Consider the following 14,605-nt stretch of genomic DNA (forward strand, 5'->3'; position numbering starts at 1 on the left):
ATGGCGGCCCATGCATTTCCTCGACCAGGCCAAGATCTTCGTCCGTTCGGGCGCGGGCGGGCCGGGCGCCGTCAGTTTCCGGCGCGAAAAATATATCGAATATGGCGGTCCTGACGGCGGCAACGGCGGCAAGGGCGGCGACATCGTCTTCGAGGCCGTCCATGGCCTCAATACGCTGATCGATTTCCGCTACACGCAGCACTTCCGGGCGCCGCGCGGCAAGGGCGGCGCGGGATCGAACTGCTTTGGCGCCTATGGCGAGGACCTCGTCATCAAGGTCCCGGTAGGGACGCAGATCCTCGCCGACGACGAGGAAAGGACGTTGCTCGCCGACCTTACCCGCGAGGGTGAGCGGATCGTCTTCCTCCGCGGCGGCGACGGCGGCCGCGGCAATGCCAGCTACAAGACCTCGACCAACCGCGCTCCGCGCCAGCATCAGAAGGGCTGGCCGGGCGAGGAAATGTATGTCTGGCTGCGGCTGAAATTGCTCGCCGATGTCGGCCTCGTCGGGCTGCCGAACGCCGGCAAGTCGACCTTCATCAATGCCGTGACCAATGCCGATGCCAAGGTCGGCTCCTATGCCTTCACCACGCTCCGGCCGCAGCTTGGGGTGGTCAGCCATCGCGGGCGCGAATTCGTGGTCGCGGACATTCCGGGCCTGATCGAGGGCGCGGCGGACGGGGCGGGGATCGGCGACCGCTTCCTCGGCCATATCGAGCGGACCCGGGTTTTGCTGCACCTCGTCGACTGCAACGACGAGGATGTCGCCGAAAGCTACCGGATCGTCCGCGCCGAGCTCGACGCTTATGGCGCGGGGCTCGAGGACAAACCGGTGGTGCTGGCACTGAACAAGGTCGACACGATCGACGCCGAGCTGATCGAAGCGCTGTCGGCCGAGCTTGCCGAGGCAAGCGGCCTGCCCGTTCTGGCCTTGTCGGCGGCCGCCGAGCAGGGGCTGACCGAAGTGCTCGACGAACTCGCCGGGCGGCTAGACCCCGAGGAAGAGCCCGAGGAAGCGACCGAGGAAAACGGGCGCGCCTGGTCGCCGCTGTGAAGCTTGCCATTACCGGCGCGACGGGGTTCGTCGGAAGCCGGTTGCTGACGCTCGCGGTCGAGCAGGGCCACGAGGTGATGGCGCTGACCCGGCGCTCGCAGAACGAGCGGCATGGCGTCACCTGGGTCCAGGGGGCGCTCGACAACCGCCAGGCGCTGCAACGGCTGGCCGACCATGCCGATGCGGTGATCCACGTCGCGGGCGTGATCAACGCGCCCGATGCCGCGGGCTTCGAGGCGGGCAATGTCACCGGGACGCTGGCGGTGCTGGCCGCGGCGACGGCGACCGGCGTGCGGCGCTTCGTCCACGTCTCGAGCCTCGCCGCGCGCGAGCCCGGGCTGTCGCTCTACGGCGCGTCCAAGAAGCGCGCCGAGGAACTGGTCGAGCGCAGCGGGCTCGACTGGGCGATCGTCCGCCCGCCGGCGGTCTACGGACCGGGCGACCGCGAGACCTTGGAGCTGTTCAAGGCGGCCCGGCTGGGGCTGGTCCCGCTTCCGCCCCGGGGCAAGCTCAGCCTGATCCATGCCGACGACCTCTGCCGCCTACTGCTGGCACTGGCCGAGCCCGATTCTCCCAAACAGCGAATCTTCGAGGCCGACGACGGCCGCGCGGGCGGCTGGACCCACCGTGAGTTCGCGATCGCGCTGGCCGAAGCGCAGGACCGCCGGACCATGGCCCTGTCGATGCCGGCGGGGCTGATCCGGGCCGGCGCCCGGATCGACGGCTGGCTGCGCGGCCGGAAGGCCAAGCTGACCCCCGATCGCGCCGCTTATTTCTGCCATCCGGACTGGACGATCGACGCGGCGCTGCGCCCGCCGGAGACGCTGTGGCGCCCGGCCATCGCAACGAGCCAGGGACTGAGGGCGACCGCCGACTGGTATTGCCGGCAGGGCTGGCTCTAAGGGCTCAGCCCTTGGCCTTGTAGCCCGCCACCGCGCCCAGCAGGAACGCCGTCATCAGCGCGAGCGACACGCGTCCGCCGGGATCGGACCAGTGGAAATACGTCGGTCCCACAAGGAACAATGCGAGAAACAGCCCGGTCGCAAAATAGGCCATCAGGCCCCCCTTCCCCACTCGGCCAAATACGCCGCACATCCCGATTATGCCGGGGTAATGCTTGCTCAACCCTTACCCTTTGTCCATAGGCGCCCACACCACAGCGGAGGAACTTGGTGATGAAGGCGCGGGTCCTGGTAACGCTCAAGTCCGGCGTGCTCGATCCCCAGGGCAAGGCGATCCACCATGCCCTCGAGGGGCTGGGCTTCAACGGCGTGAACGACGTCCGCGCGGGCAAGCTGATCGAGCTCGATGTCGACGACCATGTCGATGACAGCGCGATCGAGGACATGTGCCGCAAGCTCCTCGCCAACACCGTGATCGAGAATTTCCGCATCGAGCGCGTGGGCGCATGAAGACCGCGGTCCTGGTCTTTCCCGGGTCCAACTGCGACCGCGACCTTGCCGTCGCGCTCGAGCAGCTGACGGGCACCAAGCCGGCGATGGTCTGGCACCGCGAGACGGCGCTGCCCGAGGGGCTCGACCTGATCGGCGTGCCGGGCGGCTTCTCCTATGGCGACTATCTGCGCTCGGGGGCGATGGCGGCACGGTCGCCGATCATGCAGGCGGTGGTCGAGGCCGCCGGCCGCGGCACGCCCGTGCTCGGCATCTGCAACGGCTTCCAGGTGCTGACCGAAGCCGGGCTGTTGCCGGGCGCGCTGATGCGCAACGCGGGTCTCACCTTCGTCTGCAAGGATGCCGACCTCGAGGTGGTGAACAACCAGACCATCTTCACCCGAGGTTATGACGCGGGCGAGAAGATCCGGATCCCGGTCGCCCACCATGACGGCAATTATCAGGCCGACGCCGAGACGCTGGCGCGGCTCGAGGGCGAAGGCCGGATTGCCTTTCGCTATGACTGCACGGTCAACGGCAGCGCCAACAACATCGCGGGCATCGTCAATGATGCGGGCAATGTCCTCGGCATGATGCCCCATCCCGAGCGCGCGGCCGAGCCGGCGCACGGCAATGAGGATGGCCGCAAACTGTTCGACAGCCTGCTCGGGGCGCTGGCTGCCGCCTAGCGGCGGCGATTGGTGACGTCGACGCAGCCCGTGGTCGCGGGCGGCAGGGCGCACAGCAACACGCGGTCTGGACCCGGCGATTCCAGCACCATCGTCCGCCGCTGGAGCGACATCGGATCGGTCAGGATGACGATGGTGGCGGCGTGGCCGGAGCTGCTCGCGGCGAGCAGCAGCAAGGTCAAGGCGGCAAGGCGCGGGCGCATGAACATCTCCCCTGTTCGGCCGGGCCATGGAAAGCATTTGGCCTTGAACGCCTGATGAACGGCTTGAGCCGACCCGCCAGGACGCCTAGCGGGGTGAGCGGGCGCCCGTAGCTCAGCTGGATAGAGCACGTGCCTTCTAAGCTCGTGGTCGCAGGTTCGAATCCTGCCGGGCGCGCCATTTTCCCTTTGCCGACATTCTTTGCTGGCTCGCTGGTCACGACAACTTTACGCTTCGCCGTCTAGGGTCGAGCCACTGGGGGTAGCGTGCGGCTTTCGACGATGTGGGGAATGGTCGCGGGCGAGTGGCTCGACGTGCGTTTTCGCGCCGGGCGCGAGCATCGCGTCGAGATCGTCGAGCGGCCCGGGCTAAGCCTGCCGCCGGCGCGGCTCGACGCGCTTCGTGCGGATTGCCGCACCGTCGTCCGCGCCTGCCTCAACGGTCGCGACCTCGATTACGGGCTGTTCGACGCGGATGGGGAAGCGTGGGACCGGACAGTCATCACCCTCGTCCGCCGCGCCGCCGACGGGACGCCGATCGCCTTCAACGCCATGCCCCTCCTCCCCGTTCGCCACGACGGCCAGGAGAGCGACCTCCTCCACCTCGGGCTGGTGATGGTCGATCCCGCCGAGCGCAGCGGCGGCCTGTCGTGGATCCTCTACGGCCTCACCTGCTTCGCTTTGTTCGTGCGCGGCGGCCTGCGGCCCCTGTGGGTGAGCAGCGTGACCCAGGTCCCGGCCGTGGTCGGGATGGTCGCGGAGACCTTCGACCAGGTCTATCCGGGGCAGGAGGGCACGGCGCCGACCTTCGTTCACCGCCATTTCGCCCACCAGCTGATGACCCGTCACCGCGCGACCTTCGGGGTCGGGCCCGACGCCGGCTTCGATGCCGAGCGGCAGGTCATCACCAACGCCTATACCGGTGGGTCGGACAATCTGAAGAAGAGCTTTGCGATCGCCGCCAAGCATCGTGACGCGCGCTACAACGACTTTTGCGCCGCCGAGCTCGACTATAGCCGCGGCGACGACGTGCTGCAGATCGGCCGGATCGACCTCGGCGCGGCCAAGCGCTTCCTGTCGCGCAGCGTCCCGCGCCACGCCCTGCCGCAGCTTGCGGTGCAGGGCGTCCTGCTCGGTGTGCAGGCGGTGGTCGCGCCGCTCCTGCAATGGCTCGATGCCGACCGCCCCCTTGGAAGATTGAGGCCTATCCGATGAGTGAATTCAGCTACGCCGAGATGACCACCCGCAATCGCGGGTTCGTCAGCGAGGAGGATCAGGAGCGGCTGCGACAGTCCTGCGTCTTCATTCCCGGCGTCGGCGGGATGGGAGGCGCGGCTTTCATGGCGCTGGTCCGGGCCGGGGTCGGCAATTTCGTCATCGCCGACCTCGACGAATTCGAAGTGTCGAACCTCAACCGGCAGTTGTTCGCGACGCTCGACAGTGTCGGCCAGCCCAAGGCCGCGGCGGCCAAGGCGGGAGCGCTGCGGATCAACCCCGAAGTGCAGATCGCGCTCCATGGAGGCGAATGGACGGGCGCGCTCGACACCATCCTGCCGCAGGTGAAGGTTGCGGTGAACGGGATGGACGATGCCGCGGCCGGCGTGCAGCTCTATCGCCGTGCCAAGGCGCATGGCGTGACGGTGATTGACGCTTACGCGTCGCCGCTGCCCTCGGTGACGGTGGTCCGGCCGTCGGACCCGCGGCTTGAAGAGCGGCTCGGCTATCCGACCTGCGGGGTCGAATGGACCGCCGTCACGCCCGAAATGCGGACCGAATGCCTGCAGCGCGAGATCACCTACGTCCTGACCCACAGCAGCTCGCACCGTTATGTCGACCTCGACGTCGCGGCCGAGGTGGCGGCGGGCAAACGATCGCGCTTCTCCTTCTCGACCATGGTGACGATGGCGGGCACGATGATGGCCGAGGAAGCGATCCGGATACTGCTCGGACGGCCCGGCGGGACCGACAATCGCGGCTATTTCTTCAATCCCCACAAGGTCCGGATCGAACGGCCGCTGGCCGCGCCGTTGGCGGCGGTCCGCGCCTTTGCCGTCCGCCGCTTCATGGCGCGGATGATGGGATGAGCCCGGCCAACCTGATGGTGACGGGGCTGACGCTCCTCGCCGTGCTACTGGCGCGGCGGGGCCTCAACGGGCTTGCCCGGCGCTCGGACGTCGCGCGGCGCCTCCGCACCCTCTACACGTTGCTTGCCATGCTGCTCGCGCTGCGGCTGCTTGCGGCGCTTGCGAGTGGGGCGCTGCTCGCGGCCGCGACGATGATCGTCGCCGCCTGGCTGCCCTTCGCCGGGCTTCGGCTGGTCGAGGAGCTGATCCGGCGCCACGCCCGAAAGCCCGTCAAGCTGCTCGCGCTCGGCGGGGCGATCGGCTTCACCCTGGTCGCGGTGAGCGTCGGCCTGCTGTGGAGCGCGGCCGCGATCGCCGCGCTGGCGGCCTTCCAACTGGCGATGCTGGTGGTGATGGCGGTGATGCTGTGGCGAAGCCGGGACGGGCTGAGCCTCGCCGACCGGCAATTTGCCGGGGCGATCCTAGCCGCTTTCCTCCTCGCCGTGCCGCTGGTGGTGACGGACTTCGAAGCGCTCTTCCCCGGCCTCGTCGTCCGCGGCGGCGCTTTTGCGATCCTCCTGCTCGTCCTCGCGACGGCATCGGCGACGCGGGAGGCTCGTGCGCTTCGCCGCTTCCTTGCCGACATCATGCTCCTGATCTTCGCCGGCGGGGTGGCCTGGGTTGCGGCATATCTCACCGGGGGTGTCGCCCCCCTTCCCCTCTCGGCCGTCGCCGCGGCCCTTGCCGGGCTGATCCTCCTGACCGAGCGGATCGATCGCGGGCCGGGCGAAACCCCCGATCTCGTCGCCAGCCTTGCCCGCGCCGACGGGGGGCAGCGCGAGGCGCTCCTTGCGGCGCATCCTTTGCTGGCGAGCGGGCGACTGCTCGGGCCGGCGGAGCTAGCTGACGTCCCGCCGGCCAGCGTCGCGGCACTGGTCACGCACCGAGTGGTGACACCCGAATGCGACGATCCCGAGGTCGCGGCTGCGGCGCGCGAGCTGCTGCTTGCCAACGGGGCGACGCACCTTCTCCGCCTCGAAGCCGAGCCACCATTGCTGCTGGCGGTCGCGGCGGGCGAGTTCGCCGGTCCCGCCCTCGACGATGAATTGCGGGTCGCCGCGCGCCTGCTGGAGACCTGCCGATGAGCCTCGACCTTCGCCGCGGTGACCGCGACGCCTTCTTCGAGACGCCCTTCCACTGCTATCGTCCCGAGGACGGCTATGTGTCGCCGCTAAAGGGCGACCTGTTCCGGATGCTCGATCCCGACAAGAACCCGTTGTGGTTGAGCGGCAATCCCTTCGCCTACTGGACGGCGCACCGGAACGGGCGCCCGGTCGGCCGGATCCTCGCGCATCTTCATCGACAATCAAACGCGCTTCACGGGACGGCCCGCGCCCAGTTCGGCTTCTTCGATTGCGCGGACGATGGTGACGCGGCGCGCCTGCTTCTCGGCGCGGCGGAGGACTTCGCGCGCGCGCAGGACCAGAAGGAGCTGGTCGGCAATTTCAATCTGACCGCGATGCAGCAATGCGGGGTGATGACCGGTGGCGACGCCCGCAGCGCCTTCACCGACATGGTGGTCAATCCTCCGCACGTGCCGCGGCTGCTCGAAGAAAATGGCTTTGCGCGCTTCTTTCCGATGCAGACCTTCGCGGTCGATCTGGCGACGGCGCGGCTACCCGACGCCGGTGCGCTCGAGCCGGACGACGAATGGAGCTTCGCCCCGATCGAGAAGGCGACCTTCGCCGCGCGGATGGAAGATGCGCGCGCTGTGCTCAACGACGGCTTTGCCCGCAATCCGATGTTCGTTCCGCTGACCACCGAGGAGTTTCGCTTCCAGGCCGGCGAGATGATGTCGATCCTCGATCCGCGGCTGTCCTCGGTCCTGCTTCATCACGGCCGACCGGTCGGGACGGTGATCTGCATTCCCGATCTGAACGGCTTCCTCCGTGCAAGCCGGTCGCGGATCGGGCTGCTGACGCCATGGCATTTCCTGCGCTATCGGCTGCGGCGGCGCCGGGCTGTGATCATCTTTTATTCGGTCGTGGCCGACGAGCAGGGCAAGGGGCTGATGGGCGCCCTTCTTCACCGCACACTGAAGGCATTGCGGGACGCGCGCTACGAGCAGCTCGGCATCACCTGGATCGCCGAGCAGAACGCCGCCAGCCTCCGGCAGATGGCGCGGATCGGGGCGCAGCCGCTCCACCAGCTGCACCTGTTCCGGAAGGAGGTGGCATGAGCCTGAATCGCGAGGCCCTGGTCGCGGCGGCGATGCTCGCGCCAAGTGTCCACAATGTGCAGCCGGCGCGGTGGCGATTGGTCGGCGAGGACGGCCTTGCCCTGTTCGAGGACGAGGCGGTTCGGCTGACGGTGGGCGATCCCACCGGGCATGATGCCGCCATCAGCCTGGGTGCGGCGTCGGAAGGCATGCGGCTGGCCGCGGGCGCGGCGGGACTGCGGGTCGAGGAGGCCGCGCTGCCGGAGCCCGAACCCGGGCTTCGGCCGGTCGCGGCCTGGCGGCTCGTCGGCGATCGGAGCGTTGCGGCCGATCCACACGCCGCGCTCATCGATGCGCGGCGGTCGTGGCGCGGCGCCTTCGAGGAAGCGAGTGCAGAGGACCGTGCGGCCGCAGCGGCGCTCGCCGCCGAGGACGTGGCGGTGATCGCCGATCCAGATGGTCTTCGCCAGGCGGCCCAGCTAGCCGACGACGCGAGCTTCCAGTTCATGCGCCGACGCGATTTCCGCGGCGAATTGCTGTCGTGGATGCGCCTGTCGCGCCGGCACGCACGGTGGGACCGCGATGGGCTGAACGCCGAAGCGATGGCGATGGGCCGGGTCGAGGCGATCGGCGCCGGGCTGGTGCTGGGTCCATTGTTCGGGCTGCTCGACCGCATTGGCCTCGCCGAGCCGGTCCTTCGCGAGCGCGCCAAGACGCGAGGCGCGGCTGGGCTCCTTCTTTTCCACCGGCCGATCGGGGAGGATCCGTTCGTCAGCGGCGCTGCCTTCTATCGCTGTTGGCTGCGGATCGAGGCGGCGGGTTTCGGGGCCGCCGTCATTGCGGCGCTTGCGGATCATCGCCCGTCGGCCGAGCGGCTTGCGGCGATGGCCGGGATCGGCCCTGACCGCCGGCTGGTTAGCACGTTCCGGATCGGTCGCCGGCCCGCCGGGGCACAGGCACCAAGGGCGCGGCGGTCAATCGCCGAAGTGATGGTCTAGAGCGTCTTGAGAAAGGCGATAAGCGCGGCCTTGTCCGCGGTATCGAGGGCCTCGCCGTACCGGTGCCCGTCATTGCCCCGGCCGGGCTTGCGCGTGTCGAGCCAGACCGGCGTGCTGAAGGGCCGGTAGCCCGGAAGATAGCGCCCGTTGGGTCCGAGCCGGAGCCCGACCCGATCCATGTCGAGCGCATGGCCGCCGACGAGGAAGCCGGCCGGGCGCTCGGATGGGGAGAGCAACGCCGCCAGCGTCGGGACCGAGCCATTGTGGAGATAGGGCGCCGACGCCCAGATGCCGGCGAGCGGAGGCGCGACATAGCCGCCGCCGCGCGCCACGGCGATGCGATCGCGGTAAAGGCTCTTGCCGACGGCGGCGACCAGCGCGTCATCGAATACCTCTGCGCGCAGGCGATCGGTCCCGACCTCGCCGATCCAGTTGGGGTAGAGGAGCAGGCGTCGCGTGGGGCCGCTCGAATAATATCCGTGGCAGGAAGCGCAGGCCCCCGCATAGACGGCGGCGCCGCGCTCCGCTTGCCGGGCGTCGACCGGACCGGGAAAAGGCTGCGGGCGGTAGCGCGTCAGGAAGGCCGCGATGTCGGTCGCATCGTCGAGGCTGCGGACCGCCCGGTCCGGGTGGACGCCCATGCTGGGCACGGTGAAGAAAGTGGTGATGGCGGCGCGGGCGCGAAGGTCTTGCGGGCTTAGCCTTGTCGGCGCGACCGGTGCCGAGCGGGGCTGGCCGGGAACCGCATAGCTGCCGTCGGCGAGCAGGCTGGTCTTGGCCATGCGGTCGCCGAGGTCCGGCACGGAGACGATGCCCGAATCCTCGGCCCCGCCGCCGAGCAGCGGCGCGCCGATCGCCGCCTTGAGCGCCGCGACGCCGTTGGTGCTTCCGGGCGATCCATTGGGAAAGGGCATCGGCCGATCCTTGCCAGCCAGTTCGGCCAGCCGCTTGCGCGCGAGCGGAAGGACCAGCCAGCGCAGGCTTTGCCGTTCGCGCCAGCCCATTTCAGGGAAAAGCGTCGCAGCCATGGGAAGGAGACGGTCGTCGTCGATCGTCGCCCGAAGCGCCCGGAAGACGGTCACCGTATAGGCTTCGAGGTCGAGGCTGGTGTTGGGCGTGCCGAGCATCGCGCGGCGGGGGTCGGGCTGGCCGTCGGCCTTGTAGGTGACGCCGGCGTGGCAGGCGGCACAGCCGAGGTTCGCCACCCGCACCACCGAGCCACCGACCGGCGCGAGGTCGCCTGCGGTGAAGCCCAGGGGCAGGTCGCCGCCTCGAGGCCCGAGGCCAGGCGGCCGGTTCGCCACGGTGGCATGCGGCAGGAAGCCGAAGCCCGACAGGATTGAGTCGAGGGTCGCGCGGCTTGCCGGGAGGCGAGGATCGCGGATTCGCGCATCAAGCACCAGCGCGGCCCCGACCAGGCGCCAGGGAATGGCGTGAGTCGCGAGCGCATCACTGCTGAGCCCGCCGAAGTCTCCGCCTTCGAAAGCCGCTGCGCCGCGCTGGACCGCTGTCGCCTCCGCCGGCACCGACGGCCGCGTGAGCGCCTCGGCCTCGTTCCTGGAAAGACCCCAGCCCAGTCCGCCGATGACGACGAGCGCGCCCAGCGGCAGAGCCCAATATGCAGTTTTCACCGTCGGCCCTCCCCTACGTCGCAAGTAGGTGGCAGCTTCGACTTCCTCGCGAAAGGGACTGTCCGAGCGATCAATGCCGAAGCGCGCCACACACTCCCGCCACGCCATTGATAAGGATGAGTCATCGCGTTGTGATGTTGTGTAGCCGACACATCCACGGAAAGTATTGTGTAGCGAAGTTGGACAATTAACCTTTAAAATACTTCTTGCTCTAAATTAAGGCTGGTTTAACTTCGCCTCACTTGCCGCCGCGACTCGCTCGCGGCTGCAACAAGGGGAATTAAATCAATGCAGTCCCGCGTAAGCGCCGCGTTCGCCGCGGCCGTGTGCCTGTGCGTCGCGTCTCCGGCCGTTGCCGGCGATCTCGTCTATCAGCCCGTCAATCCGACGTTCGGCGGCAATCCGTTCAATTCCCAGCACCTGCTCGGAATTGCCAATGCCCAGAACAAGACCAAGGATCCGAACGCACCCGTTGCGGGCAGCGAGGCGGACATCTTCGCCCGCCAGCTCCAGTCGCGACTCCTGTCGGCGCTTTCGTCGCAGATCGTCGATGCCATTTTCGGCGAGAATCCGCAGGAGCGGGGGACGATCAAGTTCGGTGATCAGACGATCGACTTCGTTCGCGGGCTCGACTCGGTCACGCTGACCATCACCAGCGGGAGCGAAGTCACGACCATCGTCGTCCCGACCTTCGTCACGGTGCCCTGACCATGCGCTCGGTCGCTGCCCTTATTCCGGTCGCCCTCGCCTTGTCGGCCTGCCAGTCGGTCACGACCAGTGGTCGTGACATGATCCCGGAGACAACCTCGCTCGCCTTCTTCCCGGCGCGCACCCAGACCCAGGTGCTGCTCCAGAATCTGCCGGCACCGCAGCGTCAGGTTGCCATTGCGGTCTATGGCTTCACCGATCAAACCGGGCAGTTCAAGGATGTGGAGACGGGACAAACCCTGTCTCGCGCGGTCACCCAGGGCGGTGGCTCGATCCTCGTCAAGGCGCTTCAGGACGCCGGCAATCGCCAATGGTTCACGATCGTCGAGCGGGAATCGCTGCGCAATCTGCTGAACGAGCGGCAGATCATTCGCGAGATGCGCGAGCGCTATCTCGGTGAGAAGGACGTCAACGCACAGGCGCTTCCGGCAATGCTGTTCGCGGGCGTGCTGCTCGAGGGCGGGATCATCGGCTATGACACCAATACGGTGACTGGCGGCGCGGGCGCGGCCTTCCTCGGGATCGGGGGACGGACCGAGTATCGGCAGGATACGGTGACGGTCTATCTGCGGGCCGTCTCGGTCCGCACCGGCGAAGTCCTGACTACGGTGACCGCCTCCAAGACGATCGCCTCCAAGGCGATCGGAGCAAGTGCCTTCAAGTTCGTGGCCTTCAAGGAACTGCTCGAGGCCGAGGCTGGCTTCACGACCAATGAGCCCGATCATCTCGCACTTCAGCAAGCGATCGAGAAAGCGGTTTACGCGCTGGTACTCGAAGGCGCCGATCTGCGACTGTGGGGCTTCGCCGACGGTGCGGCGGGCGCCAAGCTGGTCGACCAATATCGTGCGGAGAGGAACGGGATCATCAGCCCCGTGCAGGCCCGCGAGGCAATGGAGCGCGCTCGTCGCGCCCCGCCGATGACAATCAAGCCGCGCGAAAGCGCAGCGAAGAAGGGGCATAGCCAAGGCGCTGTCGACTGACGGCCCCGAGGCCAGTGGCAAGCGGCCTCGGCCGCTTCAAGGTATGGCCGGGTGCCTGGTGCCCGGACAGGTGACGAAAGCCAGGGGATCGCGCGGCAGTTGCAGCTGGCGCCTGATCCGAATGCAAGGCGCGCGCCGGAGTTGCAGCTCCGACGCGCGCGACAAGGACGGTGAGTACCTGACCATGTCACCCCCGCGAGGGGGCGGCCTGGTTATCATCCCACGAAGAAGGATTGACAACCATGCAACGTTTCATTCTCGCAACTGTATCCGCATTGGCGCTAACGACTGCCACAGCGGCGTTCGCATCCCCGTCGGGCAACAGCTCGTCGGTCAATCAGGCCGGCAACCTGAATGCCGCCACGGTCAGCCAGCTTGGCGACAAGGGCGAGTCCGTCATCAGCCAGTCGGGCAACAAGAACACTTCGACCGTCAATCAGAACGGGACCCGCGCCGGCGGCCGCTCGACGATCGATCAGCAGGGTAGCGAAAACAACGCCACCGTGACCCAGGCCGACGACGGCAACATGTTCGGCGCTCCGCCGGCCGCTGTTTCGACCGTTCTCCAAAAGGGTAACAAGAACAGCGCGACCGTCAGCCAGGTCTCGGCGACGGCGATCATCCAGAGCAACTCGAACGTGAGCCAGGGTGGCGACCTCAACACCGCCACCGTGGACCAGCGCGACGACTGGCAGCGCAGCACCATCGACCAGAGCGGGTCGAACAACGTCGCGACCGTGCGTCAGGGCGAGACGCCTAGCAGCGGTAGCGATGACGACAGCTACGGCAACACCTCGAGCCTCGTCCAGGCCGGCAACGCGAACATGGCGACGATCGATCAGAAGTCGGTCAGCAACACCAGCAACGGCTACCAGGGCGGCGATGGCAACACCATGACGGTGATGCAGCGCGGCTCCTCGTCCAACTATTCGGGCGTCGTCCAGACCGGCAGCAATGGCGCCGCCCTTGTCGACCAGAATGGCAGCTTCAACGACTCGAATATCACCCAGTCGGGCGCCACCGATTATGCGTCGGTGAGCCAGAGCGGAGGCCGGAACCGGTCGAGCGTTGATCAGCGCGCCACGAACAACGATGCCGTGATCAATCAGTCGGGCAACCAGAATGCGTCCACCGTCCTCCAGACGGCCGCCAACAACGCCGCACGAGTGACCCAGACCGGCACCTCGAATAGCTCGTCGGTCAACCAGAATGCGGGCGTTGGCCCGGCCGGCTACACCAGCTACGAGCTGGGCGAGACGGTCCTCAACGATCCGAACTATTCGGGGTATGCAGTGGTCCAGCAGACTGGCAACACGCTCGCCTCGCAGGTCGACCAGACCGGCGCGTCGAACTTTGCCTATGTCCAGCAGGCCGGCACTGACAATGGCTCGGTCGTCAACCAGAGCGGCACCTACACGGTTGCCTTCGTCGAGCAGGCCGGAAGCGGCAACCGTTCAACGTGGAATCAGGTTGGCACCGCGGCCAATGCCGGCCAGACGTCGGAAATCCCGCAGCCGGGCGGCAACCAGATTGCGCTAGCCAAGGGCGTTCACCAGACCGGCAATCGCAACACGTCGAATGCCTATCAGGCTGGCGCCAACAATACGCTTGACGTGCGCCAGAGCGGCAATGACGGCCTGTCGGACATCATCCAGACCGGCAATGCCAACATGGCGTCGCTGACCCAGGGCGGCGATGCGAACGTCTCGACGATCCTCCAGGGCGGAAGCAACAACATGGCAACTGTCAGCCAGGGCGGCAGCGGCAATAATTCCTATGTGACCCAGGGCGGCAACGGCAACACTGCCAGCGTCAACCAAGGCTCGTAAGAGGATGGGCCGGCCCCGCGCGTCGCGTGCGGGGCCGGTTTCCCTTTCAGGAGGAGGAAGGCCGTGAGCATCAGCGTCCGTCGCGGAGTGTCCGTGAGATGGCTCGTCACGCTGCTCGGATTGGCGCTGGCGGGTACGAGCATGCCCGCTGCGGCGGATACCAGCAGCAGCCCGCCCGGCGCCCCCTGCCTCAAGAATAACGGCAATCCCTGCAAGGGGAACAACGGCAATCTGGGCGCGCAGGGCAATGCCGGCGGGCGGACCAAAATCGATCGCAAGCCCCCACCGATCGACCTCGCCATGCCGGTGGTGGAAGGCCGCAGCGCCTTCATTGAGCAGATCGGCAATGGGTCCCGGGCGGCGATCGTGCAGACGGCTCCCAATGCCTATGCCAAGGTCGTCCAGAATGGCGGACCCGGCAATGAGGCCGATATTGCCCAGCGCGGCACGGGCTCGGCCTATGCCTCGGTGACGCAAAGCGGCTCGACCCAGTTCCTCCGCGCCGAGCAGGATGGCAACGGCCAGAATGCGCTCTGGACGACGCAGCAAGGTGCCAGCAACTGGCTATGGAGCCGGCAGCAGAGCGATGGCGGCCCCTTCAACGGCGCGCAGCTTTCGCAATCGGGCAATTTCAACGACATGTCGCTCAACCAGAATGGCAGCGACAATCGCGCCGTGCTGACGCAAAGTGGCGACGGCAATGGCATGACTGCAGTCCAGAATGGCAACGGCAACCGCCTGGCCTGGACCCAGACCGGGACCGGACTCAGCGACCTGCAGATTGTGCAGAATGGTGGGGCGCAGCCAGGCGGCCAGTTGCTGGTGACGCAAACCAACCGGTAGC

At 67.6% G+C, this 14,605-nt stretch carries 16 protein-coding genes and 1 tRNA gene; 14 read left to right on the forward strand and 3 right to left on the reverse strand.

Annotation, left to right across the window (positions count from 1 at the left end; translation table 11 throughout):
• The first annotated feature begins 10 nt into the window (after nucleotides 1-10).
• Both obgE and AC4GYU_RS00225 read left to right on the forward strand, forming a co-directional pair.
• The gene (obgE, locus tag AC4GYU_RS00220; protein WP_491084910.1) at nucleotides 11-1,054 is read left to right on the forward strand and encodes a GTPase ObgE; all 1,044 of its coding nucleotides are present in this window, start codon (nucleotides 11-13) and stop codon (nucleotides 1,052-1,054) included.
• On the forward strand, nucleotides 1,051-1,956 hold the full coding sequence (locus tag AC4GYU_RS00225; protein WP_491084911.1) for an NAD-dependent epimerase/dehydratase family protein: 906 nt from the start codon (nucleotides 1,051-1,053) through the stop codon (nucleotides 1,954-1,956). Before obgE ends, AC4GYU_RS00225 begins: the two co-directional genes overlap by 4 nt.
• A gap of 4 nt (nucleotides 1,957-1,960) precedes the next feature.
• Here the strand turns inward: AC4GYU_RS00225 and AC4GYU_RS00230 are convergent, their stop codons facing one another.
• The gene (locus AC4GYU_RS00230; protein WP_491084912.1) at nucleotides 1,961-2,110 is read right to left on the reverse strand and encodes a hypothetical protein; all 150 of its coding nucleotides are present in this window, start codon (nucleotides 2,108-2,110) and stop codon (nucleotides 1,961-1,963) included.
• A gap of 119 nt (nucleotides 2,111-2,229) precedes the next feature.
• Between AC4GYU_RS00230 and purS the strand changes: the two genes are divergently transcribed.
• Both purS and purQ read left to right on the forward strand, forming a co-directional pair.
• Nucleotides 2,230-2,466, forward strand: a complete 237-nt coding sequence (purS, locus tag AC4GYU_RS00235) for a phosphoribosylformylglycinamidine synthase subunit PurS (protein ID WP_491084913.1) — start codon at nucleotides 2,230-2,232, stop codon at nucleotides 2,464-2,466.
• A complete protein-coding gene (gene purQ / locus AC4GYU_RS00240) occupies nucleotides 2,463-3,134 on the forward strand; it encodes a phosphoribosylformylglycinamidine synthase subunit PurQ (RefSeq protein WP_491084914.1) in 672 nt (223 codons plus the stop codon). The genes purS and purQ overlap by 4 nt, the downstream gene beginning before the upstream one ends.
• Here purQ and AC4GYU_RS00245 read toward each other — a convergent pair.
• A complete protein-coding gene (locus AC4GYU_RS00245; protein WP_491084915.1) occupies nucleotides 3,131-3,337 on the reverse strand; it encodes a hypothetical protein in 207 nt (68 codons plus the stop codon). The two genes, purQ and AC4GYU_RS00245, sit on opposite strands and share 4 nt — an antisense overlap.
• A gap of 101 nt (nucleotides 3,338-3,438) precedes the next feature.
• Between AC4GYU_RS00245 and AC4GYU_RS00250 the strand changes: the two genes are divergently transcribed.
• The 6 genes from AC4GYU_RS00250 to AC4GYU_RS00275 all read left to right on the forward strand — a co-directional run bounded on the left by AC4GYU_RS00250 (nucleotide 3,439) and on the right by AC4GYU_RS00275 (nucleotide 8,613).
• A tRNA-Arg gene (locus tag AC4GYU_RS00250) sits at nucleotides 3,439-3,515 on the forward strand.
• Between the two features lie 86 nt (nucleotides 3,516-3,601).
• On the forward strand, nucleotides 3,602-4,549 hold the full coding sequence (locus AC4GYU_RS00255; RefSeq protein ID WP_491084916.1) for a hypothetical protein: 948 nt from the start codon (nucleotides 3,602-3,604) through the stop codon (nucleotides 4,547-4,549).
• Nucleotides 4,546-5,418, forward strand: a complete 873-nt coding sequence (locus AC4GYU_RS00260; RefSeq protein ID WP_491084917.1) for a HesA/MoeB/ThiF family protein — start codon at nucleotides 4,546-4,548, stop codon at nucleotides 5,416-5,418. The genes AC4GYU_RS00255 and AC4GYU_RS00260 overlap by 4 nt, the downstream gene beginning before the upstream one ends.
• The gene (locus tag AC4GYU_RS00265; protein WP_491084918.1) at nucleotides 5,415-6,542 is read left to right on the forward strand and encodes a hypothetical protein; all 1,128 of its coding nucleotides are present in this window, start codon (nucleotides 5,415-5,417) and stop codon (nucleotides 6,540-6,542) included. Before AC4GYU_RS00260 ends, AC4GYU_RS00265 begins: the two co-directional genes overlap by 4 nt.
• Complete coding sequence (locus tag AC4GYU_RS00270; RefSeq protein ID WP_491084919.1) at nucleotides 6,539-7,636, forward strand: GNAT family N-acetyltransferase; 1,098 nt, start codon at nucleotides 6,539-6,541, stop codon at nucleotides 7,634-7,636. The genes AC4GYU_RS00265 and AC4GYU_RS00270 overlap by 4 nt, the downstream gene beginning before the upstream one ends.
• Entirely contained in the window at nucleotides 7,633-8,613 is a 981-nt protein-coding gene (locus AC4GYU_RS00275) for a hypothetical protein (protein ID WP_491084920.1), read from the forward strand. Before AC4GYU_RS00270 ends, AC4GYU_RS00275 begins: the two co-directional genes overlap by 4 nt.
• Here the strand turns inward: AC4GYU_RS00275 and AC4GYU_RS00280 are convergent.
• Nucleotides 8,610-10,244: a c-type cytochrome gene (locus AC4GYU_RS00280; RefSeq protein ID WP_491084921.1), complete on the reverse strand. Its 1,635-nt coding sequence runs from the start codon at nucleotides 10,242-10,244 to the stop codon at nucleotides 8,610-8,612. The two genes, AC4GYU_RS00275 and AC4GYU_RS00280, sit on opposite strands and share 4 nt — an antisense overlap.
• A 288-nt stretch (nucleotides 10,245-10,532) precedes the next feature.
• Here AC4GYU_RS00280 and AC4GYU_RS00285 point away from each other — a divergent pair, with 288 nt between their 5' ends.
• The 4 genes from AC4GYU_RS00285 (at nucleotide 10,533) to AC4GYU_RS00300 (ending at nucleotide 14,604) form a co-directional block, all read left to right on the forward strand.
• Nucleotides 10,533-10,952 (forward strand): curli assembly protein CsgF, encoded by a 420-nt coding sequence (locus tag AC4GYU_RS00285; protein WP_491084922.1) that lies wholly within the window; start codon nucleotides 10,533-10,535, stop codon nucleotides 10,950-10,952.
• 2 nt (nucleotides 10,953-10,954) lie between these two features.
• Complete coding sequence (locus tag AC4GYU_RS00290; RefSeq protein ID WP_491084923.1) at nucleotides 10,955-11,932, forward strand: CsgG/HfaB family protein; 978 nt, start codon at nucleotides 10,955-10,957, stop codon at nucleotides 11,930-11,932.
• A 242-nt stretch (nucleotides 11,933-12,174) separates the two neighbouring features.
• Nucleotides 12,175-13,761: a hypothetical protein gene (locus AC4GYU_RS00295; RefSeq protein WP_491084924.1), complete on the forward strand. Its 1,587-nt coding sequence runs from the start codon at nucleotides 12,175-12,177 to the stop codon at nucleotides 13,759-13,761.
• 93 nt (nucleotides 13,762-13,854) lie between these two features.
• On the forward strand, nucleotides 13,855-14,604 hold the full coding sequence (locus tag AC4GYU_RS00300; protein ID WP_491084925.1) for a hypothetical protein: 750 nt from the start codon (nucleotides 13,855-13,857) through the stop codon (nucleotides 14,602-14,604).
• Nucleotide 14,605: the final 1 nt, after the last annotated feature.

Source organism: Sphingomonas sp. SP2 (assembly GCF_058313385.1).

Excerpts from the sequence above, each read along its gene's own strand:
- obgE (WP_491084910.1), top strand. The coding sequence starts at position 11 with ATGCATTTCCTCGACCAGGCCAAGATCTTCGTCCGTTCGGGCGCGGGC.
- AC4GYU_RS00230 (WP_491084912.1), bottom strand. The coding sequence starts at position 2,110 with ATGGCCTATTTTGCGACCGGGCTGTTTCTCGCATTGTTCCTTGTGGGA.
- purS (WP_491084913.1), top strand. The coding sequence starts at position 2,230 with ATGAAGGCGCGGGTCCTGGTAACGCTCAAGTCCGGCGTGCTCGATCCC.
- purQ (WP_491084914.1), top strand. The coding sequence starts at position 2,463 with ATGAAGACCGCGGTCCTGGTCTTTCCCGGGTCCAACTGCGACCGCGAC.
- AC4GYU_RS00245 (WP_491084915.1), bottom strand. The coding sequence starts at position 3,337 with ATGCGCCCGCGCCTTGCCGCCTTGACCTTGCTGCTGCTCGCCGCGAGC.
- AC4GYU_RS00260 (WP_491084917.1), top strand. The coding sequence starts at position 4,546 with ATGAGTGAATTCAGCTACGCCGAGATGACCACCCGCAATCGCGGGTTC.
- AC4GYU_RS00265 (WP_491084918.1), top strand. The coding sequence starts at position 5,415 with ATGAGCCCGGCCAACCTGATGGTGACGGGGCTGACGCTCCTCGCCGTG.
- AC4GYU_RS00270 (WP_491084919.1), top strand. The coding sequence starts at position 6,539 with ATGAGCCTCGACCTTCGCCGCGGTGACCGCGACGCCTTCTTCGAGACG.
- AC4GYU_RS00275 (WP_491084920.1), top strand. The coding sequence starts at position 7,633 with ATGAGCCTGAATCGCGAGGCCCTGGTCGCGGCGGCGATGCTCGCGCCA.
- AC4GYU_RS00285 (WP_491084922.1), top strand. The coding sequence starts at position 10,533 with ATGCAGTCCCGCGTAAGCGCCGCGTTCGCCGCGGCCGTGTGCCTGTGC.
- AC4GYU_RS00290 (WP_491084923.1), top strand. The coding sequence starts at position 10,955 with ATGCGCTCGGTCGCTGCCCTTATTCCGGTCGCCCTCGCCTTGTCGGCC.
- AC4GYU_RS00295 (WP_491084924.1), top strand. The coding sequence starts at position 12,175 with ATGCAACGTTTCATTCTCGCAACTGTATCCGCATTGGCGCTAACGACT.